Here is a 23,634-nt window from a genome sequence, read left to right as displayed (position 1 = left end):
TCCAGCGCACCGGCCTCGGCGGTGATCGTGGTCTCGGTCTGGACGGCGAAAGCGGCATCGACGATCGCGACCAGGATGCGGGTAGTGACCCGACGCCCACCCCAGCAGGGCAGTTCGGCGCGTACGTGTTCGCGGAGCCACGCCACCGCCTGTTCCCGGCTGCCCTGGGCGGTCAACGTTTCCGGGGTGCAACCGATGACGGCCATCGCGGCCAGCCAGGTCACCGATTTGAAGGGTTGCCCGGCGCAGTCAAGGGCGTGGGGCCAGGCGCCTTCGAGGAGGTCGCGGGCTTGTTGCTGCGCCGCACCACGGCGGGTGAGTTGCTGGGATCGGCGTACGCCGAGGTGACGTAGCCGGGTCCATTGCTCGTCGGCGTGTTCGGGTAGGTAGATATGAAGTTGGGTGGTCAGTCGTGCGATCAGCAGGGCGTCTTTGTCATCGGATTTGTCGTGGGTGAAGTCTTCGGTCTCTCGGGCCCGTGCCACCGCGATCGGCTGCACACACACCATCTGCACCCCGACCGCCGCGGTCAGGTCTCGGACCGTTTTCCAGCGATGCCCGGTCGGTTCACGCGATGACGATGCCGGCAAACCCGGCAGCGGTAGCGGCGGTACGGCTCCACTCGATCGCGGTGGCCAACTGCGGTGGCGCGCAGTGAAAAGTTCTGCGCGCCACGATGCGGGAGTCGTGATCGACCACAGCGACAACTTGCTTTTTCGACGCCAGATCAATCGCTGCGACCGCGTAGTCACGGCGCACGATGCCCCGGAACTTGCTCAACCGATCGTTGCGACGCTTGTCTCCACGACTCAAACGACTAGACTTAGACATTGACATCCTCCTTTTGTGGTTGGGATAACCAAGCCCCTACGACCACATCAGGAGGATGTCCCAGTTACCAGCCCTTCCAGCTATTACTAGCAGCGCCCGGAGCTTGCGGAGGGTGCGTCACGAAGGGTCTTCGCAACCCGACTCACCTGGACCCTTCGTGACGGCCTCCGCAAGCTCCGGCCTCCTCAGGGAGCAGTGATTGGGCTCGCGCCGAGCACAACGGGTTCTTTCGGAGTCCACGACGGCCGGCAGGCCGCAGACACTGAGGTATGAGGAGCGATAGCCGCCGGGCCGAGCAAGCGACGAAGGAGCGCGTCGAGGTCGGCGAGCTACGACGGGTTGCGTTGCAGCGCAGTCAGTTGCGTGCGAGGTACTCGGCTAGGAATGCTTCGACGAGGGAGGGTCGGAGCTGTCGTTGGCCGGGTCGGGGTGGTCTCACGTCGATGACGTGGCTGGTTCTCGACCATGAGCGACGCGCGTCGTCGTGGTGCCGGTTGTTCGGGCGCGCGTGATCGCCGGACCGCGTTGGTGGCCCGTGGATCTGCTCGCGCACGGTGTTCAGGTGTTGTGTGAATCGCCGGGGTATGTCGGGTCGGCGGTTGATGTGTTCGGGGTTGGGTGGTGCGCCGGGTTCGGCGTTGAGTCGCCAGATGCAGCGGCCTTCGTCTGGTCCGGACCGGGCGATGCGGGTGGTGTATTGGCCGGGTTGGTCACCGACCATCCGGTTGTGGCGTGGGCAGGCCGGTGCGAGGTCGTCGATGTCGGTGAGACCGCCTTTGGCCCAATCCTTCTGGGCGTGATGAAGCTCGATGTGGGTGGCGGGCTGCTCGCAGCCTGGTGCTGAGCATACTTCCCCGTCGGGGCGGGCGAAGGAGACGAGGCGTTGTTCGCGGGTGGCGAGTCGTTTCCCGCGCCCGAAGTGCAGGGGGACGGTGGTGGCGTCTTTGAAGATCGCCAACCATGGCTGGACCTCACCGGCCATGGCGATGAGGTCCGGGATGGGCAGCAGGGTTCCGGTGGCGGTGGTTGCGAGTCCGGCTTCGCGGATGAGGTCGTTGAGGTCGGCTTTGATGATCAGTTGCACGGGCAGTCCGCGGTGCGACTTTCCGAGGGTCCCGTCGGCGAAACCGGCGGCGAGTGCGGCGTCGAGGGCGTCGTGGTTGATCTGCGCGGGAGTGCGGCTGTCGCGGTCGGCTGCGGTGGTCAGGGCGTCGGGGTCGGCGGTGCCGGCCGGTCCGCTGGGTGAGGCGGGGTCGTCGGGGTTGTTGAGTCCGGGTTTGCCCCATACCGCGAACATCATCGTCAGCCGGGCGGCGAGTTCGGGGGTCAGCGTGCCCGATATTTTGGCGGTGCCGTCGGCGCGTTGGCGGCCGATCCACAGGTTGCGTTGCGGCGTCGTTTCTGGTCGGTGTCATCAGCCAATGTGCCGTCGGGGTCGAGATGAGCCAGCAGCCGGGCACCGAGTTGAGTGATGTCGGCGGGTGTGTGGTCGGTGGCGATCTCGGCCATCTGCCGTTCGGCCGCGACTTTCACGTCGTGGTCGATTCCGTGGGGGATCTGGTCGAGGACATCGAGGGCGGCCTGCACGTGCGCGGAACCGACCGCTCCTGCGGCGAAAGCCTCGGCCAGGGTGGGGTGTTCGGGTTCCAGTTTGTCGCCGCCGAGGCTGGTGCGGGTGGCGGTGGCGTCCATCTGCTTACGGCGTCGCATCGGGTTGGAGACGCGTAGCCGGTGGGTCATGTACTGCATGAGTGTTCGGCACCCGGCTTTGCGGGGCAGGTCGCGGGCCTCGACCTGATCGATCTGCCGGTCACCGGCAACAGTCAACCGTGCGATCGCTTTCTCGGTATCGGCTGCCACTTCGGCCAACTCGGCATCGGTGCACGGCCCCAGGTCGACCGTCTGCAACTCGTCCACGATGCGGTGGAGGTCGGCAATCAACTCGACGGCACGCGGCTGCGGCGTCGCTGATCCGTCAGACATGGCCACCCCCCAAGAACCGTAGCTGCGAATGTACGTTCGAGTGTACAGCACAGCCGGCATCTCGCAACTCGAAAGTTTCTGTTGTGCAACGGTATTCGTCGACGACAACTTGTCGGTGCGTTGTGGTAGATGGGGGTGCCGGTTTGCGTTGTCCTCGAATTATGTTGTTACGAGTTTTCTCTCGACTGCGGATGTGCGCGGGGAGGCCAGAGAGCGCTCAGACGTCCAGCACTTCGGTCAACTGCGGGACGATCTGCTTCTTGCGCGACACGATGCCCTTGCCGAATGCCTGACCGTCGGCGACGGTGACCCCGAGCGCCTGTTCGACCGCCGAGGCGGGTTCGCCGACCACCAACAGATCCGAGTCGGCCTTGATCACATCGGTGATGAGCAGGAGGTAGAGGTCGTAGCCGGCTGCCTCCTTCTCGGCGGTCATCGCCGTCAGGAACTCGTCGCGACGGTCGAGTATCTCGGCGGAGTCGACCGTGGTGATCTGCGAGACCCGCACCGTCTTCGGCCCCATTTCGAAGCTCTTGGAGTCCCGTCCGATGATCGCCGACACCGGCTCGTCGCCGAGCGCGGTCCCGGCCCGTAGAAGCGCGTCGCCGTACTCGTCGACGTCGACGCCCGCGATGTCGGCAAGCTCGGCGGCAGCGGCGCGATCGGCGTCGGTGCAGGTGGGGGAGTTGAACAAGAGGGTGTCGGAGATGATCGCCGACAGCATGATGCCCGCCTGCGGACGCGGGATCTCGATCCCGTTCTCCGCGTACATCCGGGTGAGAATCGTGCAGGTGCATCCGACCGGTTCGACGCGCATGTACAGCGGCGCCGCCGTCTCGAAATTGGCGATCCGATGGTGGTCGATGACTTTCAGGACGGTCACGTCGGTGATGTCGGCGACGCTCTGCTGGCGCTCGTTGTGGTCGACGAGCATCACCTCCGCCGGCGCGGCCGTCTCGATGACGCGCGGCGCGTCGAGTCCGAAATGCTCCAGTGCGAAGGCGGTTTCGAGACTCGGCCGGCCCAGGGCGACGGCCTCGACATCGCTGCCCAGCGCGGCTTCGAGGTGGGCGAGGCCGATCGCCGCCCCGATGGCATCGGTGTCGGGGTTGCGGTGTCCGAACACCAGGATCTTCGACATGGGACCTCGGCTTTCTCCTCGGCGGTGCGCGTGGGCCCAGACTACGACGATCCCGGCGCCTCGCGGTCTCGTTCCCGGTGAGCATGATCCTCACCGGGTCGGCGCCCGCCCCGGGGCCGGCGTTCTACATTGGCTCCATGTCCACGACCGGGCGTCGACGCGTCATCCTGGTCGTCTGCTGTCTGAGCATGTTCCTCGTCGGCCTCGACATCTCCGCGGTCAACGTGGCGCTGCCGTCGATCGGCGCCGATCTCGATGCCACGCCGTCTCAGCTCCAATGGGTGGTCGACTCGTACACGCTGGTCGTCGCGAGCCTGCTCATCCTCGGCGGCACCACCGGCGACCGGCTCGGTCGCAGACGCATCTTCGGGGTCGGCCTCGCGATTTTCGGAACCGGGTCGGTGCTCTGCGCGGTGTCGCCGACACCGGAGGTGCTCATCGCGGCCCGGGCCGTCCAGGCGGTCGGTGGCTCGATGCTGAACCCGGTGGCCCTGTCGATCGTGACCAACGTGTTCACCGAGCCGAAGGCGCGTGCGCGGGCGATCGGGTTGTGGGGAAGTGCATTCGGGGCGAGTCTGGCCTTCGGCCCGGTCGTCGGTGGTGCGCTGGTCTCCGGCCTGGGCTGGCAGGCGATCTTCGTGCTCAATGTCCCGGTGTGCGTGCTCGCCCTCGTTCTCAGCCGGCGGTACGTCCCCGAGTCGAGGGCGCCACAGCCTCGACGGGCCGATGTGGTGGGTCAGCTGCTGATCCTCGTGCTGTTGGGAACCGTGACGTTCGGGATCATCGAAGGGCATGTGCTGGGCTGGAGGTCCGGCGTCATCGTTGGCTGTTTCGCGGTCGCTGCGTGCTCGTCTGCGATCCTGATCTGCTACGAGTTGCGCCGCGACGAGCCGCTCCTGGACCCGCGGTTCTTCGGCAGTGTGCCGTTCACCGTCGCGGTCGTGTGCGCGGTCATCGCTTTCGCCGCGACCGGCGGGTTCCTCTTCCTCAACACCCTCTACCTGCAAGAAGTCCGCGGGCTGAGTCCGTTCGGCGCGGGTCTGATGCTGATCCCGATGGCTCTGGCCGCCGCGTGCTGCGCTTCGGTCTCGGGACGCCTCGTCGCCGCGCGGGGGTCTCGGCCGCCACTGTTCGCGGGCGGGATCGGAATGGCGGCGGGCGGGGTGCTGCTCCTCGGCGTCGGACCCGATACCCCGTTCACCTACCTCGGCGCGGCCTACCTCGTGTTCGGCATCAGCTTCGGACTGGTCAACGCGCCCATCACGAATGCCGCGGTCTCGGGCATGCCGCGGACCCAGGCGGGGCTCGCCTCCGCGATGGCCTCCACCGGGCGGCAGGTCGGGACGGCGCTGGGCGTGGCGGTGTCCGGTGCTATCGCGTTCTCCGGACGGGCGGAAACTGTGGCCGACGGCCTGAGCGCCACCGCACGACCGTTCTGGATGGTGGTGACGCTGTGCGGTGTGGCGATCGCCGTGCTGGCCTATCTCGCCACCGGCGCCTGGGCGGAACGAACCGCCGTGCGCACACGCGACCGCGTCGAGTCCCGATCGGGCTCCTGGACGGCGTGAGATTCCCACCATCGCGCGATCAGCTCGACGATCCCGTCAGGCGTCCGCGTCCATCCGAGGTGCGTCGCGACGCCCCCGGCCGGACCGTCGGAGGCCCGGTAACACAGTGTCGACATCGCGTCCTTGTCGAACGCCGCGTCGTAGGCGTCCGCGGCGCGGCCGGACACGACCTCGTCGTCGTGCAGCCGGATCGACAACGCCGGCAACCGCATTCGGGAGTCGAGTGCGAACGGCGCCCACCCAGTCAGCACCATGCGCGCCCATTCCCGCATCAGCGTGCGCGGCGTCGGACCGCCGAAACCGCGTCGTGGCCACCGGCCGGCGATCCCCGCGACCGTGGCGACCGACGCGGCCAGTGTGGCGAGCGGGACGCCGCGCAGGCCGTAGTGGCGAAAGTGGGGGACCGACGCGCCAATCGCCACGATCCCGTCGGGGGCGTGGTCCTCCCGCAGGGCCACCATCGCGGCCAACTGCGCTCCCAGGCTGTGACCGAGTACCAGGACCCTCGTCTCGGTGTCGTCCGCCCGGGCCGCGGCCACGGCGTCGGCCAGACCGTCCGCCTCGTCGGCATAGGACCAGTCGGAACGTCGAGACGGTGGCTCGCTTCCCTCCTCGATCCCTCGCCGAGGGACGATCACGACGTCGAATCCGGCTCTGCTCAGGGCCTCCGTCAAGCGCCGGTACACACGCGCCGGCACTCCCATCGCCGGCGAGATCAACACCGTCGTGTGCCGTGTGCGAACGGGGTCGTTCTCTATGCGGGTCATGTCCCCAACGTCTCGCACCCACGCCGCCGGCACCACTACCTACCAGGTAGTCGTTTCAGGGCGCGGCCCTGTGGATACCAACCAGCGATGGTCGACGCGGACACGAAGGGAGCGACACATGTCGGATGTGAGTGACTTCTCGGAGACCTGCAAGCGCGTGGCGGACGCTGCGATGGAAGCGGGCGTCCGGATCGCGGTCGCCGAATCGCTGACCGGCGGGAACCTGGCAACCGAACTGAGCAAGGCGCCGAACGCGGGTACGTGGTTCCGCGGCGGGGTCGTGGCCTACCACAAGGACGTCAAGTACGACCTGCTCGACGTGCCCGAGGGGCCGGTCGTGAGCGAGACCGCGGCGCGCGCGATGGTGGCGTCGACCGCCCGGTTGTTCGACGCCGACCTCGTCGTCGCGGTGACCGGTGAGGCCGGTCCCGAACCCGACGAGGCGGCACCGGGAACGGTGTGGTTCGGACTGGATCACCGGGGCCGCGTCAGCGCCTCCCGGGAAGTGTTCGACGGCGAACCCGAAGAGGTCCTCGCCCAGACGATCGGACACTCGTTGGAGTTGATCGAGTCCTGCCTACGGTCCTGATCGCCGGGCGACCGCTACCCGTGAGGTAGTCGCCACGCTCCCGCCCGGGACCTACCATGACCCCCATGACCGTCGAGGTGGGAAGCATGCTGCGGCAGTGGCGCTCTCGCCGCTCGTTGAGCCAGCTGGATCTCGCGTACGAGGTCGGTGTCTCGCCGCGTCACCTCAGTTTCGTCGAGACCGGCCGGTCACGCCCGAGTCCGGCGCTGCTCGAGGCGCTCTCCGAGCGGCTCGATGTTCCACTGCGAGAACGAAATTCGCTGCTCCTCGCTGCCGGGCACGCACCCCGCTACAGCGAGGAACCGCTCGACTCGGACACGATGGCCCACGTCCGGTCGTCGGTCCAGCGATTGCTCGACGCCCACAACCCGAACATGGGCATGGCGCTCGACCGGACCTGGAACGTCGTGCTGGCCAACGACACCGCGCTCACCCTTCTCGAGTTGTTGCCGCCCGAACTGCAGACCGGACCGGTCAACCTGTTCCGGGTGTCGCTGCATCCGGACGGATTCGCGCGGGCCACGCACAACTTCGACGAGTGGGCGACCTACCTGCTCGAGTTGCTCCGGCGGATGGCGCGGATCACCGGCGATCCGCGCCTCGCCGACCTCGAACGGGAGGTCTCGGGATATCCGACCGTCGCCGCACTCGACGGACGTCTCGCCCGCGACCGTGCCGGAGTCGGGGGACAACCGCAGTTGCTGGTGCCGTTCCGGCTCGCCCTCGGCGACCAGGTGCTGTCCTTCTTCAGCACCCTCACGACGTTCGGCTCCCCACGCGATGTCACCCTCGAGGAGCTGACCATCGAGCTGTTCTACCCCGCCGACGAGCCCACCGAGCGGTGGGTTGCGATGATGCAGGGGTGACCGATACCGCCCCCACCGTCTCCACCGCCGGCCCCACCTCACCCTCGGGTGCGCGACTCCCCGCTGCCGTGCTGTGGGACATGGACGGCACGCTGCTCGACTCCGAACCGATCTGGGACGTCGCGATGGCGGAACTGGCCGCACGGCACGGCATCGTCATGTCACCGGAACTCCGCGAATCCACTCTCGGGAACTCGCTGCCGGACGCATTGGCGAAGGTGCACGACGCCGCCGGTCTGTCCGCCGCGGAGCGCGATCCCGACGCCGACGGACGCTGGACCCTCGATCGGGTCGCCGAACTGTTCGCCGACGACCTGCCGTGGCGTCCCGGCGCATGCGAAGCACTCGACCTGGTGGCCGGGGCCGGGATCCCGATGGTGCTGGTGACGAACACGGTGCGGGAGTTGACCGAGGTGGCCCTGGAGACCATCGGGCGTGGACGCTTCACCACGACGGTCTGCGGCGACGAGGTGGCGGTGGGCAAACCCGCGCCAGACCCCTACCTGCGCGCGGCGGAACTGCTCGGTGTCCCGTCGGCCGACTGTCTGGCCGTCGAGGACTCGCCGACCGGCGCCCAGGCGGCATCGGCGGCCGGATGTCCGACGCTCGTCGTCGAGTCCGCGGCACCGGTCGAGCCGGGCCGGTTGCGCGTCTTCCGGACCAGTCTTGTCGGGCTGGACCTCGACGATGTCGCCGGTGCATGGACCGGCGGTCTCGCGCGCATCTCGACATGCAAAAATGAGGAATCGTGAAGACTTTCGAGGAGCTGTTCGCCGAACTCAGCGACAAGGCGCAGAGCCGTCCCGAGGGTTCGGGTACCGTCGCCGCCCTCGACTCCGGTGTCCACACCCTGGGCAAGAAGATCATCGAAGAGGCGGGTGAGGTCTGGCTCGCCGCCGAACACGAATCCGACGAGTCGCTCGGCGAGGAGATCTCGCAGCTCGTCTACTGGCTGCAGGTGATGATGATCAAGCGGGGACTGACGCTGCAGGACGTGTACCGACATCTGTGACCGGTTGACCCGGTCCGGACACCGTCCACACGACACAGTTCTGCTCCATCCCCGCGCCCGCAGGCGCACTCCACGAAAAGGACAACGAGATGCTGAGAGTGGCCGTACCCAACAAGGGTGCGCTCTCCGAATCCGCGTCGGCCATCCTCTCCGAGGCCGGCTATCGCCGCCGGACCGACGCCAAGGACCTCACGGTCCTCGACAACAACAACGACGTCGAGTTCTTCTTCCTGCGTCCCAAGGACATCGCGATCTACGTCGCCTCCGGCCGGCTCGACCTGGGCATCACCGGACGTGACCTCGCCCGCGACTCCGGCGCCGAGGTGGGCGAACAGCTGGCCATGGGCTTCGGCTCGTCGACCTTCCGTTACGCGGCTCCGGCCGACCAGCAGTGGGCAGTGGCCGATCTCGCGGGCAAGCGCATCGCCACGTCGTACCCGAACCTCGTGCGCGAGGACCTGGCCGGTCATGGCATCACCGCCGACATCATCCGGCTCGACGGTGCGGTCGAGATCTCGATCCAGCTCGGTGTCGCCGACGCGATCGCCGACGTCGTCGGTTCCGGTCGCACGCTGCGCCAGCACGGCCTGGTGGCGTTCGGTGAATCGCTGTGCGATTCCGAGGCGGTCCTCATTTCCCGACGCGACGCCGACCTCACCAAGGCCGAACGACAGTTCGTCGCCCGAGTGCAGGGCGTGGTGTTCGGACAGCAGTACGTGATGATCGACTACGACTGCCCCCGTTCGCTTCTCGATCAGGCATCGGCGCTCACGCCGGGCCTCGAGTCGCCGACCGTGGCGCCCATGGCCGACCCGGACTGGGTCGCGGTCCGCGCAATGGTGCCCCGCAAGGACCACCAGAACCTCATGGACGAGCTGTCCGAGCTCGGCGCCAAGGCCATCCTGGCGACGGACATCCGGTCCTGCCGGTTCTAGCGGAGGCAGATCCACCCAGTTTCGGCAAACCCACCAGCTGCGAGCTGGTGGGTTTGCCGATTAGTGGTGGGTTTGTGGCTACTGCACCGCGCTGAGCATCACCGTCTGGGCCGACCGGCCGATGTGGCCGGAGGCGTCGTAGAGGTCGGCGAAGGTGCTGCCGAACCCGTCCGGACCGGCGATCATGTGGGCGTCGATGCCGACCCACGGTCCGCTCGGGACGCGCGTCAGGTGCACGGTGGTGTCGGTGTTCATCCACGTCCACCGATTCGGGCGGAGTCGGGTGCCCAACCCGTTGGCGACGTCGATGACGGTGAACATCGACTCCAGGTCCTCGGTCTTCTCGTCGGCGACGAGCGGGATCGCCGGCCGCAGCCACACCGCGGGAGTCGAGCCGTTGCGTCCCTCGGCCCGGACCGACTCGATGGTGCCGATGAACCCGAGGGTGCCCCAGTCGACGGCCTCGCCGTTATCGTCGGAGAAGCCGATCACCGCCTTCGACTCGTCCGGTCCGGGCGTCAGGGGATCGGGACCGTTCGCGATCTCGGCGGTGAGGGCGACGCGGAGCCGCCACCCCACCGAGCGGGCGGCGGCGCGGAACGTTCCGTCGGCCTGCTGCACCTGCAGTTCGGTCTCGACGAGGCTGATCTGGCGGCCCGGCCGCACGACCCGGGCGGCGACCCGGTTGACGCCCAGTCCGACCGGGCCGAGGATCTCGGTGGTCACACGCGTGAAGTGCTGCGCCGGGTCGGGCTCGCACCGCAGCAACGACCGCATCAGCAGGGCCGACGGGGGACCACCGTGCTGCATCGTCGGCGACCACACGCTCAGCGTCGCCTCAGTCGGGCGGAAGTACTCGAAGTCGCCCTCGTCACGGGCAGCATTCGACGGGGCATCGATGGGTTCGTAGTACGAGTTCTCCACCCGAGTCACTCTATGACTGCCGACATAATGGGTCGGGGCGGGGGCGTCCCGCGGACGTCGGGGCTGCTCAGGCCGCGAAACCCGCCGGGGGACCGGGGTACGGCGGGATGACGCCCCCGAACTCCGGACACCGGGCGCGGTGCTCACAGAACTTGCACGACCACGACTTCTTCGGCCGGAAGTCGCCCGAGGCCACGGCCGTGCGGATCGCCTGCCAGATCGCGCGCAGGGTGCGCTCGAAGCGGAGCAGCTCGTCACGGTCCGGGCGATAGATCAGCTGTTGCCCGTCGGAGAGGTACATCAGCTGCAACCGGGCGGGAACGACTCCGCGGGTGCGCAGGATCGCGAGCGCGTAGAACTTCATCTGGAACAACGCCTTGGCTTCGTACGCCTCACCCGGCGACCGCCCGGTCTTGTAGTCGACGACGCGTATCTCGCCGGTCGGCGCGACATCGATGCGGTCGATGAACCCCCGTATGAGCATGTCGTCGGCGTCGATCTCGACGTGTTCCTCCACCGCGTCGGCGTCGAAGGCGGTCGGGTTCTCCATCGTGTAGTAGGTGGCGATGAGCTTGTGCGCATCGGCGAGGAACGCGGCCTGGCCACCTTCGCCGATGACCTTTGCGAGCTCAGGGTCGCCCTCGCACATCGCGGCCCAGGCGCCTTCGACCAGCAACTCGGCCGAGTCCTGCGTGCGGAGCTCGGCCGGGAGGTCGAACAGATTCTCCAGCGCGGCATGGACGACGGTGCCCCTGGTCTGCGCGGTGGTGGGGGTCTCCGGGAAGCGGTCGATCGCACGGTAGCGGTAGAGCAGCGGGCACTGCTTGAAGTCCGCGGCGCGGGACGGCGACAGCGCCAGCGGGCGCCCGACGATCCCTCGCGCATCCGAGCCGGGGCCGTCCGGGGTCCCTGTCGGGGTCGTGCTGGGGGAGGCGTCTCCGACTCCGGTCATCGTGCTCACCCTTCGCAGGGTAGGCGCCGGGCCCGACAGTCCGAGGTCCCGACACTCGGGTCCGCTCGCCGGCCACCCGGGCGGCGCCCTTCCCGCAGCGACACGAGGCAGGACCGGCCCACCTCGTCGGGTAACGTCCACACGGCCCACGAACCCCTGCGCCGAGTCGCGCGGGTTCGGATCGTTCACGAGAGGAAGCACCAGTGCCCACCACCGGACCGTTCGTCGTCGGCGACCGGGTTCAGCTGACCGATGCCAAGGGGCGCAAGTTCACGGTGCTGCTCGACGAGGGAAAGCAGTTCCACACCCACCGCGGTGCCATCTCCCATGACGACCTCATCGGTTCGCCCGAGGGCAGCATCGTCTCCGCGACCAGCGGTACCCAATATCTGGCGCTGCGCCCGCTGCTCGTCGACTACGTGCTCTCGATGCCGCGCGGGGCCCAGGTCATCTACCCCAAGGACGCCGCCCAGATCGTCCTCGAGGGCGACATCTTCCCGGGCGCCCGCGTCCTCGAAGCCGGTGCCGGCTCCGGCGCGCTGACGTGTTCGCTGCTGCGCGCGGTCGGTGCCGACGGTGAAGTCGTCTCCTTCGAGATCCGGGATGACCACGCCGAGCACGCGATCCGCAACGTCGAGACCTTCTTCGGGGGACGGCCGGACAACTGGCACCTCACCGTCGACGATCTGGCGAACGTGGATCGGGACGAACGGTTCGATCGCGTCATCCTGGACATGCTCGCGCCCTGGGAACCGCTCGACGTCGTGCGGACCGTGTTGAAACCAGGCGGGGTCTTGACGGTCTACGTGGCGACCGTCACCCAGTTGTCCCGGGTGATGGAGGCCCTGCGCGAGCAGGAGTGCTGGACCGAGCCCCGGGCCTGGGAGACGCTCCTCCGCGAGTGGAGCGCGGTGGGCCTCGCGGTGCGTCCCGAGCACAAAATGCAAGGCCACACGGCTTTTCTGATCACGGCCCGGCGCCTTGCCGACGGCACCACCACACTGCGTCCGCAGCGCCGTCCGAGCAAGGGCTGAGCCCGGTCGCGGAGCAACGGCTCGTCGCCGAGCTGTGCGGTGAAACATCGCGAATACGTTGCGAAGACGCACATTTAACACACCGTCAACACCGGCGATTGCGCGGTGGACGGCGATTCGCCGTCTCGGCCGGTAGCGTAGGGATACGGCGCGAGCATTCCGATCGAGGGATCGGGTGATTGCCGGCGAGAGGAGTCAGCAATGACCGAATCTGACCGCCACGACGCACTGGGGGACCGCGCGGTTCCCGAGGGCGCCAGTGCATCCGACGAGGGCTTCGTCCCCGCCTACACTCCGCCCCCGCCGCGGAGCGGCACCGAGTCGCCGCTGTCGCGGAGCGGCCCGGACTCGTCTGCGCGCGGCGCAGCCGGCCGGCCGGCCGGGGATCTCCAAGAGCGGGTGGACAGCCTCACCGCACGCAACGCGAAGCTGCTCGACACCCTCAAGGAAGCCCGACAGCAACTCGTCGCTCTCCGCGAGGAGGTCGACCGTCTGGGTCAGCCGCCGAGCGGGTACGGCGTCCTGCTGGACGTGCACCCCGACGCCACCGTCGATGTGTTCACCTCGGGCCGCAAGATGCGCCTCACCTGTTCGCCCAACATCGACACCGACCTGCTGACCAAGGGTCAGACCCTGCGTCTGAACGAGGCCCTGACCATCGTCGAGGCCTGCGAGTTCGACACCGTCGGCGAGATCAGCACGCTGCGCGAGGTGCTCGGTGACGGCAAACGCGCCCTGGTCGTCGGTCACGCCGACGAGGAGCGGGTGGTCTGGCTGGCCGAACCGCTGCTGGGCGAGGTCGACGGTGAGGACGGTCTGCGTCGCAAGCTGCGTCCCGGCGACTCGCTGCTCATCGACACCAAGGCCGGGTTCGCGTTCGAGCGGGTGCCCAAGGCCGAGGTCGAGGATCTCGTCCTCGAAGAGGTCCCCGACGTCGGATACGAGGACATCGGTGGCCTGGGCCGCCAGATCGAGCAGATCCGCGACGCCGTCGAACTCCCGTTCCTGCACAAGGACCTGTTCCGCGACTACCAGCTGCGTCCCCCGAAGGGCGTGCTGCTCTACGGTCCGCCCGGCTGTGGCAAGACGCTCATCGCCAAGGCCGTGGCCAACTCCCTGGCGAAGAAGATCGCGCAGGTGCGCGGCGACGACGCCAAGGAGGCGAAGTCGTACTTCCTGAACATCAAGGGCCCCGAGCTGCTCAACAAGTTCGTCGGTGAGACCGAACGGCACATCCGGCTGATCTTCCAGCGGGCGCGCGAGAAGGCTTCGGAGGGCACGCCGGTCATCGTCTTCTTCGACGAGATGGACTCGATCTTCCGCACACGCGGGTCGGGCGTCTCCTCGGACGTGGAGACCACCGTCGTCCCGCAGCTGCTCAGTGAGATCGACGGCGTCGAGGGCCTCGAGAACGTCATCGTGATCGGTGCGTCGAATCGCGAGGACATGATCGACCCCGCGATCCTGCGCCCAGGGCGCCTCGACGTGAAGATCAAGATCGAGCGTCCCGACGCCGAGTCCGCGATCGACATCTTCTCCAAGTACCTCACCGAGGAGCTGCCCATCCACGCCGACGACATCGGCGAGTTCGGGGGAGATCGCACGGCCTGTGTCAACGCGATGATCGAGAAGGTCGTCGAGCGGATGTACGCCGAGAGCGAGGACAACCGGTTCCTCGAGGTCACCTACGCCAACGGCGACAAAGAGATCATGTACTTCAAGGACTTCAACTCCGGCGCGATGATCCAGAACGTCGTCGACCGGGCCAAGAAGTACGCGATCAAGTCGCAACTGGACACGGGTGCACCGGGTCTGCGCGTCCAGCATCTCTTCGACTCCATCCTCGACGAGTTCGCGGAGAACGAGGACCTGCCCAACACGACCAACCCCGACGACTGGGCCCGGATCTCGGGCAAGAAGGGCGAGCGGATCGTCTACATTCGCACGCTGGTCACGGGCAAGAGTGCGGGCGCGAGCCGGGCCATCGACACCGAGACGAACACGGGTCAGTACCTGTAGCGACAGTGGTCTCGACCCAGCAGACAGCCGACTCCCACGGGGTCGGCTGTCTGCTCGACAGAACCGCGTGAACAGCGCCGTCAAGCACTAGAGTTGTCGGCGATGAACAGCACATCGATGGCGCGTGGACGAGTGATCGTCGACGGTGGGGCGCCGCATCCACTGGGCGGCGCTCAGCGCATCACCCTGGGGCGTGAGCCCGACAACGACATCGTGATCAACCATCCGATGGTGTCGCGTCGGCATCTCGCCATCGAGTGGCGCGGTACGGCCTGGTGTCTCGTCGACATCGGCAGCACCAACGGCTTCTTCGTCAACGGCCGGCGGATGGCCGAGTTCATGGTGCCCGGTACGACCCAGGTACGCCTCGGCGACGTGAACACGGGTCCGGTCGTCGACCTCGTGGTCGACGTGCCCGCATCCGGCGGCCGACCGCCCTCGAGTGGTCCCGGGCGCAGCGTGCCGTCCCGGCCGGGTCCGCCGGTCTCGCGTCCGATGCAGTCGGGCTACCCGCCGTCAGGTCCTCGCTCGGCGGGGTTCCCGGGCGCGGGCGTCCCGGCCTCCGGGCGGATGCCCGCCCACGCGCCGGGCGGACGACAGTACCGAGTGGACCCGATGCCGCAGGAAGTCCTGAGCGCGCCGCATCTGCAGGCGCTGCAGCAGAACGTGTCGGCGGTCTACCGCCTGCCCGGCGCGCCGACACCGCCCGAGCGCGAGTCGATCTCGCTCCGCGGAGTCCAGCGGATCGGACGCACGCCCGACAACGACATCGTCGTCAGCGACGTCCTGGCGTCCCGGCACCACGCTCAGGTGTCCAGCCGCGGGGCGGCCCTCGTGATCGAGGACCTCGGCAGCGTCAACGGAACCTTCGTCAACGGCCGGCGGGTGTCGAGCGCGCAACTGACCGACGGCGACGTCGTCACCATCGGCAACAGCGACTTCGTGGTGTCCGGCGGCACGCTGATGCGCGGGCAGGAGAGCGCCGCGGTCGCCGACGGCCTCCACGTCCACGGGGTCAGTCTCGTCGTCGACGGCGGGAAGCGTCTGCTCGCCGACGTGGACTTCAGCGCCAGTCCGGGCACGCTGACCGCGGTGATCGGCCCCTCGGGCGCGGGTAAGTCGACGGTGTCGAAGATCGCGGCCGGACTCAACTCACCGACGAGCGGCCTGGTCACCTTCGAGAGCCGCAACGTCCACGCCGAATACGACGCTCTGCGCACCCGCATCGGCATGGTGCCGCAGAAGGACGTCCTGCACCACAAGCTCACGCTCCGGCAGGCCTTGCGCTACGCCGCGGAACTGCGCCTGCCACCCGACCTCTCGAAGGCCGATCGGGACCGGGTCATCGACGGGGTGCTCAGCGAGCTGCAGCTGACCGAGCATGTCGACACCCGCGTGGAGAAGCTGTCCGGCGGCCAGCAGAAGCGTGCATCGGTCGCGATGGAGTTGCTGACAGGTCCGTCACTGCTCATCCTCGACGAACCGACCTCCGGTCTCGACCCCGCACTCGACCGGCAGGTGATGGCCACCCTCCGCCGGCTCGCCGACGCCGGGCGTGTGGTCCTCGTGGTCACGCACTCGCTGACCTATCTGTCCATGTGCGACCAGGTGCTGCTGCTGGCGCCCGGCGGCAAGACGTCCTTCTGCGGCCCGCCCGGACAGGTCGAGGGGGAGATGGGCACCTCCGACTGGGCAGAGATCTTCGCGTACGTCGCCGATCAGCCGGACACCGCACACATGCGGTACCTGGACCGGCACCGCCGAGCGCCGAATCCGCCGCCGCCCCAGCGTCCTCCCGGTCCACCGATACCGGTGCCGCATACGAGCTTCACCCGCCAGTCGTCGACCATCGCCCGACGCCAGGTGCGGCTCATCTTCGCCGACGTCGGCTACCTCGTCTTCCTCGTGCTACTACCCGTCGTGCTCGGCCTGCTCACCTTGGTGATCCCGGGTTCTAGCGGGTTCGCCCGCCTCGACGTGATCCCGAACGCGCCGCCACCGAAGGACGGCGCGGAGGCGATCCAGATCCTCGTCGTGCTCGTGGTCGGGGCCGCGTTCATGGGTGCCGCGCTCACCGTGCGCGATCTCGTCGGGGAGCGCGACATCTTCGAACGCGAGCGCGCCGTCGGGTTGCGGCCCGGCGCATACCTTTTCGCCAAGATCGTGGTGTTCTTCGTCGCCGCGGTGCTGCAGACGATCATCATGGTCGGCATCACCTTCGCCGGTCGGGGGCTGCCCGACTTCGGCGGTCCGATCCTCCCGCCGCCGCTGGCGTTGCTCGTCGCGGTGGCCGTCCTCGCCTGCGTGAGCACGCTCGTCGGTCTCGCGATCTCGTCGGCGGTCAAATCCAACGAGCAGGTCATGCCGCCGCTGGTCATCGTCGTGATGGTCCAGTTGGTGTTCTGCGGCGGCCTGTTCAAACTCGACGGCATCGGACTCGAACAGCTGTCGTGGATCTTCCCGTCGTTCTGGGGGTATGTCGCCGCGGCCGGCAGCGTGGACCTCTACAACATCAATGTGGCCGCGCCGCAGCGCATCACGCTGTGGGAGACATCGGTCGCGCACACCGCACTCGCCTACGGCGTGCTCGCGGTGATCAGCGCGCTGCTGCTCGCCTTCACCTATTCGCGGCTGCGGCTGAAGAAGCGCTGACGAGGCCCATCACCGGACGTCGAGCTAAACAAACCCCGGTAGGCGTCGCACATCGTTGCGCCGGACGCAACATCACACGACATCTGCGGACACGCTCAACCGGTCGCCGCCGGAAAGCGTACGAACCCGAGTTCGGACTCCGACGACAACTGCGGATGGCGGGGTAGCACCCGGACGGTATAGCCGAGATGACCGGAGGTCGACGGCGGCACCAGTGCGGTGAACACCATCCGGCCCGACGCATCGCGGTCGGGACCGGGGGTCATGTTGGTGAACGTCGGTGCCAGGATCTCGCCGTCGTCGCCGACCCGGCCGAGTACGACCTGCACCGCGACCGACTCGGGCGCGAGGTCTCCCAATGCCACATGGGCGGTGATCCAGAGTCCGTCCTCGCGACGCTCGTCCTCGACCCCGGCCACCTGCACCGACGACCATCCGGTCTCCAGTGTGCGCCGATAGACCGCGAGGTCGCGTGCGCCTGCGTAGGAGTCGGCGCATGCGGACTCGTAGGCGCGGGCGGCCGGGCAGTAGAGGTCGGTCGTGTAGTCGCGGACCATGCGCGAGGCGAGTACCTGCGGGCCGAGCCGAGTGAGGGTGTGGCGCATCATCTCCACCCACCGGCTGGGCACACCGTCGTCCGCCCGGCGATAGAAGAGGGGGATCACCGTCTCCTCGAGGAGCGTGTACAGCGCCTGCGCCTCCAGATCGTCCCGACGATGTTCGTCGGCGATCCCCTCCGCGGACGGGATCGCCCACCCGTTGTCGCCGTCGGCCATCTCGTCCCACCAGCCGTCCAGGATCGACAGATTGAGCCCGCCGTTGAGCGCCGATTTCATCCCCGAGGTCCCGCAGGCCTCCATGGGACGGACCGGATTGTTCAGCCACACATCGCAACCGGCGTAGATGAAACGCGCCATCGAGATGTCGTAGTCGGGGAGGAACACGATGCGATCGCGCAGTTCCGGATCCTCGGTGAACCGGACGACCTGCTGGATCAGGGACTTGCCTCCCTCGTCGGCCGGGTGGGCCTTGCCCGCGATGACCAGCTGCACCGGCCGATCGGGATCGGTGAGGATGGCGCGCATGCGCTCGGGATCGCGGAGCATCAGCGTCAGCCGCTTGTAGGTCGCCGCTCGCCGTGCGAATCCGATGGTCAGCACGTGCGGGTCGAACAAGTCGGCGGTCCATGCCAGTTCGGCGTGGGTGAAGCCGCGGTCGAGGCCGCTGGCGAGTGCGCGCCGCCGCACCTCGTCGACGAGTTCCGCGCGCAGCTCCTCGTGCGTTCGCCAGATCGTCTCGTCGGACAGGCCCGCGTACACCCCGGGCGCGGAGTCCTCGTCCCCGTCGGCGAAGTCGCGCCACGCCGGGGCCACCCAGGTCGGTCCGTGCACGCCGTTCGTGACCGCGCCGATGGGCACATCGGCGGCGTCGAAACCCGGCCACAGGTCGGCGAACATCTCCCGACTCACCGCACCGTGCAGCTGCGACACCCCGTTGCTGCGTTGCCCGAGCCGAAATCCCATGTGCGCCATGTTGAAGACGCCGGGCTCGGCCTCGTCGCCGAGTTCGGCCACCGTCGCCGCGGCCAGCCCGGGCAGCAGGCGGGATTTGCCGTCGGAGTCGGCGTCGAGGTAACGGGCGACGAGGTCGGCGGGGAAACGGTCGATCCCGGCCGGCACCGGGGTGTGGGTGGTGAACACGTTCGAGGCGCGGACCACCGCTTCCGCGGTGTCGAAGTCGAGCCCGCCGGCCACCAACTCGCGGATGCGTTCCACGCCGAGGAAGCCCGCGTGTCCCTCGTTCATGTGGAACACCGTCGGCTCGGGCCGGCCGGTGATCCGGACGTACTCGCGGAGCGCGCGGACACCGCCGATGCCGAGCAGGATCTCCTGTGCGATCCGGTGTTCCTGATCCCCGCCGTAGAGCCGGTCGGTCACCGCGCGCAGGGCGGCGCCTTCGGGCTCGTCATCGTTGCGATCGATGTCGGAGTCGAGGAGCAGCAACGGGATTCGACCCACCGACGCCACCCACACCTGGGCCGACAGGGTCGCCCCGCCGGGCATCGCGACCTCGACGATCACCGGCTCCGCGCCGTCGCCCGGGGCGAGGAGCGTGAGGGGCAGGTCGGCGGGATCGTTCACGGGATACCGCTCGATCTGCCACCCGTCGTGATCGAGGCCCTGGCGAAAATACCCGGAGCGGTACAGCAATCCGACGCCGATCAGCGGCAGCCCGAGGTCGGAGGCCGCCTTGAGATGGTCACCGGCGAGGATGCCGAGGCCGCCGGAGTAGATCGGCAGGACCTCGGAGACGCCGAACTCCATCGAGAAGTACGCGATTCCCGGGGGCACCACCCGGCCACGTGCCGAACCGTCCTGTATCGATGCCTCGGCCGCATACCGCTGGAACCACTGCGGTGCATCGAGATACTGCTCGAGGTCGGCGTGGGCCTCGGCGACCCGCGCCACGAAACCCTCGTCGTCGGCCAGCTCGGTCAGACGGGCGGGGTCGGTGTCGGCGAGAACCCGGACCGGATCGCCGGTCGACGACCACAGGCGCGGGTCGATGGTGGCGAACAGCTCCTGGGTGGGGGTGTGCCACGCCCAGCGCAGGTTGTGCGACAACGGCGCGAGGTTCGCGATCGGGTCGGGCAGCGGCACTCGAACGGTGAACCGGCGGAATGCTTTCACGGCGTCGACCGTACTCAGCACGTGCGGTGGTTGCGACCGGTGGCAAGTGAACATCTACCCTCGAAGGATGCAGCGAATCATCGGGACCGAGGTCGAGTACGGAATCTCCGCGCCCGGCGACCCGACCGCGAACCCGATCATGACGTCCACCCAGGCGGTTCTCGCCTACGCCGCAGCCGCCGGTGTACCGCGCGCGAAACGGACACGCTGGGACTACGAGGTGGAGTCACCGCTTCGCGACGCCCGAGGTTTCGACCTCGGCCGCGGGGCCGGACCCGCACCGATCATCGACGCCGACGAGATCGGCGCGGCCAACATGATCCTCACCAACGGGGCGCGGCTCTACGTCGACCACGCCCACCCCGAGTACTCCGCACCCGAGGTCACCGACCCGATGGACGCGGTCATCTGGGACAAGGCCGGGGAGCGCGTGATGGAGGCCGCGGCTCGTCACGTGGCGAGCGTCCCGGGCGCTCCGAAACTGCAGCTGTACAAGAACAACATCGACGGCAAGGGCGCCTCCTACGGCACCCACGAGAACTACCTGATGGCGCGGGAGACCCCGTTCACCGCCGTCATCGCCGGGCTCACGACCTTCTTCGCGTCCCGGCAGGTGATCACCGGTTCGGGACGCGTGGGTATCGGCCAGTCCGGCGACGAGGCGGGCTATCAGCTGTCGCAGCGGTCGGACTACATCGAGGTCGAGGTCGGGCTGGAGACCACGCTCAAGCGGGGCATCATCAACACCCGCGACGAGCCGCACGCCGACCCCGAGCGATACCGGCGACTCCACGTCATCATCGGCGACGCCAACCTCGCCGAGACCTCGACCTATCTGAAGGTCGGGACCACCGCGCTCGTCCTCGACCTCATCGAGGCCGGGGTCGACTTCTCCGACATCGAGCTCGCGCGGCCGGTGCAGGCCGTGCACACGATCAGCCACGACCCGTCGCTGACGGCCACGGTCGCACTCACCGACGGCCGCGAGCTCACCGGCCTCGCTCTGCAGCGGGAGTATCTGGAGCGTTGTCAGAAGTTCCACGACCAGGAGCACTCCGACGACCAGCGCGCCGCACACGTCCTGCAGACGTGGGCGGACGTGCTCGACCGGCTCGAGCGCGACCCGATGGAGTGCGCCGACATCCTCGACTGGCCCGCGAAGCTGCGCATCCTGGAGGGCTTCCGCCAGCGCGAGAACCTGTCGTGGTCGGCGCCGCGTCTGCAGCTCATCGACCTGCAGTACTCCGACGTCCGGCTCGACAAGGGGCTGTACAACCGGCTCGTCGCGCGCGGGTCGATGAAGCGTCTGACCGACGAGAACGACGTGCTCGCCGCGATCAGCGAGCCGCCGCGGAACACGCGCGCCTACTTCCGCGGCGAGTGCCTGCGCCGGTTCGGCGCCGACGTCGCGGCGGCGAGCTGGGACTCGGTCATCTTCGATCTGGGCGGGGACTCGCTGGTCCGTATCCCCACCCTCGAACCGCTACGCGGCACCGCGGCGCACGTCGGCAAGCTCCTCGACTCGGTGGACTCGGCCGCCGAACTGGTGGATCAGCTCACCACCTGACAGGCCGCGGCGCCTCGCCGTCTCCGACGGCATGTGCTTCGTTCCGCCACAGTTGTCGTCCCCACAGGTAGTGTGGGAGCACACGATTCCGCAGGGTCGAGACACCGGATCACCGCCGCGACAGCGACACCCGATCCCGACTCCCTCGACCGCGGTAGCCCGCCAAGGGGCGATCGGTTTCAAGGAGGCAGCAGATGGCGCAGGAACAGACCAAGCGTGGTGGCGGCGGCGACGACGAGGGCGTGGGCCCCGATTCCGGCGCCGGACAGGAACGTCGCGAGAAGCTGGCCGAGGACACCGACGACCTGCTCGACGAGATCGACGACGTGCTGGAGGAGAACGCCGAGGACTTCGTGCGCGCCTACGTCCAGAAGGGCGGCCAGTGAGCGACAGGTTCGGTTCACTGCCCCCGCTGTCCCAGTTCCGCCCCGGCGCGTTCGCCGTCGCCGACATCTCGTCGTTCACCGAATTCCTCCGGACGCATGCGCCGGAACAACTCCCGCAGGCCCAGGTCGACCGGGTGGGGTCGTTCGCCGGCGGCGCCGACGGCGCCGGTGACATCCCGCACGGCACGACGATCGTGGCCGTGTCGTACCCGGGTGGGGTCGTCCTCGCCGGGGACCGCCGGGCCACCATGGGCAACCTCATCGCCACGCGCGACGTCAAGAAGGTCTACATCACCGACGAGTACTCGGCGGCCGGGATCGCCGGCACCGCCGGGATCGCGATCGAGATGGTCCGGCTGTTCACCGTCGAACTCGAGCACTACGAGAAGATCGAAGGCGTCCCGCTGACCCTCGACGGCAAGGTCAGCCGGCTGGCCTCGATGGTGCGGGGCAATCTCGGCGCGGCCCTGCAGGGCCTGGCGGCCATTCCGCTGCTCGTCGGCTACGACATCGACCACGACGATCCGAACGAACGCGGACGCATCTTCAGCTTCGACGTCGCGGGTGACCGGCACGAGGAGTTCGGTGGCTACACCGCCATCGGCTCGGGATCGGTGTTCGCCAAGTCCTCGCTCAAGAAGCTCTACCGACCCGATCTGACCGCCGACGAGGCGCTCGCGATCGCCGTCGAATCGCTGTACGACGCCGCCGACGACGACTCGGCGACCGGCGGGCCCGATCTGGTCCGCAAGATCTTCCCGATGGCCGCCATCGTCGGCGCCGACGGGGCCCGGGAGGTGGACCCGACCGACATCGAGGCGGCGGCACGTGCCGTCGTCGAACGCCGCAGCGCCGAGCACGAGGGGGGTGCCCGATGACCTTCCCGTACTACGCCAGTGCCGAGCAGATCATGCGCGATCGCTCGGAGCTCGCCCGCAAGGGCATCGCCCGGGGTCGCAGCGTCGTGATCCTCACGTTCGCCGACGGTGTGCTGTTCGTCGCGGAGAACCCGTCCAACACGCTCCGCAAGACCAGCGAGATCTACGACAGGATCGGTTTCGCGGCGGTGGGCAAGTACAACGAGTTCGAGAGCCTGCGCAAAGCCGGCATCCAGATCGCGGACATGCGCGGCTACAGCTACGACCGTGCCGACGTGTCCGGGCTGTCGCTGGCCAACACCTACGCCAACGCACTGGGCAGCGTCTTCACCGAGCAGGCGAAGCCGTTCGAGGTCGAGCTCTGCGTCGCCGAGGTCGCCCGTCCGGGCAAGCCGAAGCGGTCGCAGCTGTACCGGATCTCCTACGACGGGTCGATCACCGACGAGACCCGCTTCCTGGTGATGGGCGGGGCGACCGAACCGATCGCGGCGGCCCTCAAGGACAGCTACGAGCCCGACATGGAGCTCGGCCGGGCGATCGGCGTCGCGGTCACCGCCCTGACGGCGCCGGCCGACAACGGTGGCGGGACCCCGACCGAACGTCGGGTGCTCGCCGCGGGCGATCTCGAGGTCGCCGTCCTCGACCACAACCGTCCGCGGCGCGCGTTCCGGCGCCTCACGACGTCCACGGTCGAAGGGCTCCTCCCACAGGCTGCGGCGGCCCAGTCCTCGGATACACCGTCCGAGGTGGACGAAGCCCCTGGTGAGACGCCATCCTCCGAACAGTGACGAGAACGCCGCGGCGCGCGGCGGCCGGTGCGTGTCGACCGGTCCGCCGCGG

General features: G+C 68.3%; 20 protein-coding genes and 1 pseudogene. 13 read left to right on the top strand and 8 right to left on the bottom strand.

Translation table 11 applies throughout. The features are described 5' to 3' along the window. From FFS52_RS19395 to FFS52_RS19385, 4 genes and pseudogenes are all read right to left on the bottom strand, one after another. On the bottom strand, positions 1–509 hold a 509-nt coding region (locus FFS52_RS19395; RefSeq protein WP_249356637.1), incomplete at its 3' end, for an IS110 family transposase. 58 nt (positions 510–567) lie between these two features. After that, positions 568–780: a hypothetical protein gene (locus tag FFS52_RS23725; protein ID WP_171011680.1), complete on the bottom strand. Its 213-nt coding sequence runs from the start codon at positions 778–780 to the stop codon at positions 568–570. 406 nt (positions 781–1,186) lie between these two features. Then, a pseudogene (locus tag FFS52_RS19390) lies at positions 1,187–2,814 on the bottom strand (DUF222 domain-containing protein). Positions 2,815–3,031: 217 nt separating this feature from the next. Continuing rightward, entirely contained in the window at positions 3,032–3,955 is a 924-nt protein-coding gene (locus tag FFS52_RS19385) for a manganese-dependent inorganic pyrophosphatase (protein WP_137810647.1), read from the bottom strand. A gap of 137 nt (positions 3,956–4,092) precedes the next feature. On the opposite strand from FFS52_RS19385, the gene FFS52_RS19380 reads away from it, so the two are divergent. After that, positions 4,093–5,523 carry an MFS transporter gene (locus tag FFS52_RS19380; RefSeq protein ID WP_137810646.1) on the top strand — a complete coding sequence of 477 codons (1,431 nt, stop codon included), beginning with the start codon at positions 4,093–4,095 and terminating at the stop codon, positions 5,521–5,523. On the opposite strand, the gene FFS52_RS19375 is transcribed toward FFS52_RS19380, so the two are convergent. Beyond that, on the bottom strand, positions 5,436–6,290 hold the full coding sequence (locus FFS52_RS19375; RefSeq protein WP_137810645.1) for an alpha/beta fold hydrolase: 855 nt from the start codon (positions 6,288–6,290) through the stop codon (positions 5,436–5,438). The genes FFS52_RS19380 and FFS52_RS19375 overlap by 88 nt on opposite strands. Before the next feature lie 118 nt (positions 6,291–6,408). Here FFS52_RS19375 and FFS52_RS19370 point away from each other — a divergent pair, with 118 nt between their 5' ends. The 5 genes from FFS52_RS19370 (at position 6,409) to hisG (ending at position 9,692) form a co-directional block, all read left to right on the top strand. Further along, positions 6,409–6,879: a CinA family protein gene (locus tag FFS52_RS19370; RefSeq protein ID WP_137810644.1), complete on the top strand. Its 471-nt coding sequence runs from the start codon at positions 6,409–6,411 to the stop codon at positions 6,877–6,879. A gap of 65 nt (positions 6,880–6,944) precedes the next feature. Further along, positions 6,945–7,745 carry a helix-turn-helix transcriptional regulator gene (locus tag FFS52_RS19365; protein WP_058250424.1) on the top strand — a complete coding sequence of 267 codons (801 nt, stop codon included), beginning with the start codon at positions 6,945–6,947 and terminating at the stop codon, positions 7,743–7,745. 80 nt (positions 7,746–7,825) lie between these two features. Further along, entirely contained in the window at positions 7,826–8,497 is a 672-nt protein-coding gene (locus FFS52_RS19360; protein WP_137810652.1) for an HAD family phosphatase, read from the top strand. Next, complete coding sequence (locus FFS52_RS19355; protein ID WP_014926729.1) at positions 8,494–8,757, top strand: phosphoribosyl-ATP diphosphatase; 264 nt, start codon at positions 8,494–8,496, stop codon at positions 8,755–8,757. Before FFS52_RS19360 ends, FFS52_RS19355 begins: the two co-directional genes overlap by 4 nt. Before the next feature lie 89 nt (positions 8,758–8,846). Further along, positions 8,847–9,692, top strand: a complete 846-nt coding sequence (gene hisG / locus FFS52_RS19350) for an ATP phosphoribosyltransferase (RefSeq protein ID WP_065632205.1) — start codon at positions 8,847–8,849, stop codon at positions 9,690–9,692. A gap of 78 nt (positions 9,693–9,770) precedes the next feature. On the opposite strand, the gene FFS52_RS19345 is transcribed toward hisG, so the two are convergent. Together FFS52_RS19345 and FFS52_RS19340 are read right to left on the bottom strand one after the other, a co-directional pair. Further along, positions 9,771–10,616 (bottom strand): thioesterase family protein, encoded by an 846-nt coding sequence (locus FFS52_RS19345; protein WP_137810643.1) that lies wholly within the window; start codon positions 10,614–10,616, stop codon positions 9,771–9,773. Positions 10,617–10,683: 67 nt separating this feature from the next. After that, positions 10,684–11,568: a RecB family exonuclease gene (locus tag FFS52_RS19340; RefSeq protein WP_137810642.1), complete on the bottom strand. Its 885-nt coding sequence runs from the start codon at positions 11,566–11,568 to the stop codon at positions 10,684–10,686. Between the two features lie 203 nt (positions 11,569–11,771). Between FFS52_RS19340 and FFS52_RS19335 the strand changes: the two genes are divergently transcribed. From FFS52_RS19335 to FFS52_RS19325, 3 genes are all read left to right on the top strand, one after another. Then, the gene (locus FFS52_RS19335; RefSeq protein ID WP_065632207.1) at positions 11,772–12,602 is read left to right on the top strand and encodes a tRNA (adenine-N1)-methyltransferase; all 831 of its coding nucleotides are present in this window, start codon (positions 11,772–11,774) and stop codon (positions 12,600–12,602) included. 201 nt (positions 12,603–12,803) lie between these two features. Next, entirely contained in the window at positions 12,804–14,621 is a 1,818-nt protein-coding gene (arc, locus tag FFS52_RS19330; protein WP_058250428.1) for a proteasome ATPase, read from the top strand. Positions 14,622–14,738: 117 nt separating this feature from the next. Next, positions 14,739–17,273: an FHA domain-containing protein gene (locus FFS52_RS19325; RefSeq protein ID WP_137810651.1), complete on the top strand. Its 2,535-nt coding sequence runs from the start codon at positions 14,739–14,741 to the stop codon at positions 17,271–17,273. Positions 17,274–17,368: 95 nt separating this feature from the next. Here the strand turns inward: FFS52_RS19325 and glgP are convergent, their stop codons facing one another. Further along, positions 17,369–19,963, bottom strand: coding sequence for an alpha-glucan family phosphorylase (gene glgP / locus FFS52_RS19320; RefSeq protein ID WP_137810641.1), 2,595 nt, complete (start codon positions 19,961–19,963; stop codon positions 17,369–17,371). Between the two features lie 67 nt (positions 19,964–20,030). Between glgP and dop the strand changes: the two genes are divergently transcribed. From dop to prcA, 4 genes are all read left to right on the top strand, one after another. Continuing rightward, positions 20,031–21,530, top strand: a complete 1,500-nt coding sequence (dop, locus tag FFS52_RS19315) for a depupylase/deamidase Dop (protein ID WP_058250430.1) — start codon at positions 20,031–20,033, stop codon at positions 21,528–21,530. A gap of 194 nt (positions 21,531–21,724) precedes the next feature. Beyond that, complete coding sequence (locus tag FFS52_RS19310; protein ID WP_004019064.1) at positions 21,725–21,916, top strand: ubiquitin-like protein Pup; 192 nt, start codon at positions 21,725–21,727, stop codon at positions 21,914–21,916. Beyond that, positions 21,913–22,794, top strand: coding sequence for a proteasome subunit beta (gene prcB / locus FFS52_RS19305; RefSeq protein WP_137810640.1), 882 nt, complete (start codon positions 21,913–21,915; stop codon positions 22,792–22,794). Before FFS52_RS19310 ends, prcB begins: the two co-directional genes overlap by 4 nt. Beyond that, positions 22,791–23,582, top strand: coding sequence for a proteasome subunit alpha (gene prcA / locus FFS52_RS19300; RefSeq protein WP_058250432.1), 792 nt, complete (start codon positions 22,791–22,793; stop codon positions 23,580–23,582). The genes prcB and prcA overlap by 4 nt, the downstream gene beginning before the upstream one ends. The last annotated feature ends 52 nt before the right edge of the window (positions 23,583–23,634 follow it).

This window comes from Gordonia sp. ALPHA1B1, from assembly GCF_005502615.1.
Classification (GTDB): domain Bacteria; phylum Actinomycetota; class Actinomycetes; order Mycobacteriales; family Mycobacteriaceae; genus Gordonia; species Gordonia hongkongensis.
This window is presented reverse-complemented; position numbering and strand designations above follow the sequence as displayed.

What these genes read in the sequence shown, in the direction of transcription:
- FFS52_RS19365 (WP_058250424.1), top strand. Translation starts at nt 6,945, where the DNA reads ATGACCGTCGAGGTGGGAAGCATGCTGCGGCAGTGGCGCTCTCGCCGC.
- FFS52_RS19375 (WP_137810645.1), bottom strand. Translation starts at nt 6,290, where the DNA reads ATGACCCGCATAGAGAACGACCCCGTTCGCACACGGCACACGACGGTG.
- FFS52_RS19325 (WP_137810651.1), top strand. Translation starts at nt 14,739, where the DNA reads ATGGCGCGTGGACGAGTGATCGTCGACGGTGGGGCGCCGCATCCACTG.
- FFS52_RS19370 (WP_137810644.1), top strand. Translation starts at nt 6,409, where the DNA reads ATGTCGGATGTGAGTGACTTCTCGGAGACCTGCAAGCGCGTGGCGGAC.
- arc (WP_058250428.1), top strand. Translation starts at nt 12,804, where the DNA reads ATGACCGAATCTGACCGCCACGACGCACTGGGGGACCGCGCGGTTCCC.
- FFS52_RS19340 (WP_137810642.1), bottom strand. Translation starts at nt 11,568, where the DNA reads ATGACCGGAGTCGGAGACGCCTCCCCCAGCACGACCCCGACAGGGACC.
- FFS52_RS19310 (WP_004019064.1), top strand. Translation starts at nt 21,725, where the DNA reads ATGGCGCAGGAACAGACCAAGCGTGGTGGCGGCGGCGACGACGAGGGC.
- prcA (WP_058250432.1), top strand. Translation starts at nt 22,791, where the DNA reads ATGACCTTCCCGTACTACGCCAGTGCCGAGCAGATCATGCGCGATCGC.
- FFS52_RS19385 (WP_137810647.1), bottom strand. Translation starts at nt 3,955, where the DNA reads ATGTCGAAGATCCTGGTGTTCGGACACCGCAACCCCGACACCGATGCC.
- FFS52_RS19380 (WP_137810646.1), top strand. Translation starts at nt 4,093, where the DNA reads ATGTCCACGACCGGGCGTCGACGCGTCATCCTGGTCGTCTGCTGTCTG.
- FFS52_RS19360 (WP_137810652.1), top strand. Translation starts at nt 7,826, where the DNA reads ATGGACGGCACGCTGCTCGACTCCGAACCGATCTGGGACGTCGCGATG.
- hisG (WP_065632205.1), top strand. Translation starts at nt 8,847, where the DNA reads ATGCTGAGAGTGGCCGTACCCAACAAGGGTGCGCTCTCCGAATCCGCG.
- dop (WP_058250430.1), top strand. Translation starts at nt 20,031, where the DNA reads ATGCAGCGAATCATCGGGACCGAGGTCGAGTACGGAATCTCCGCGCCC.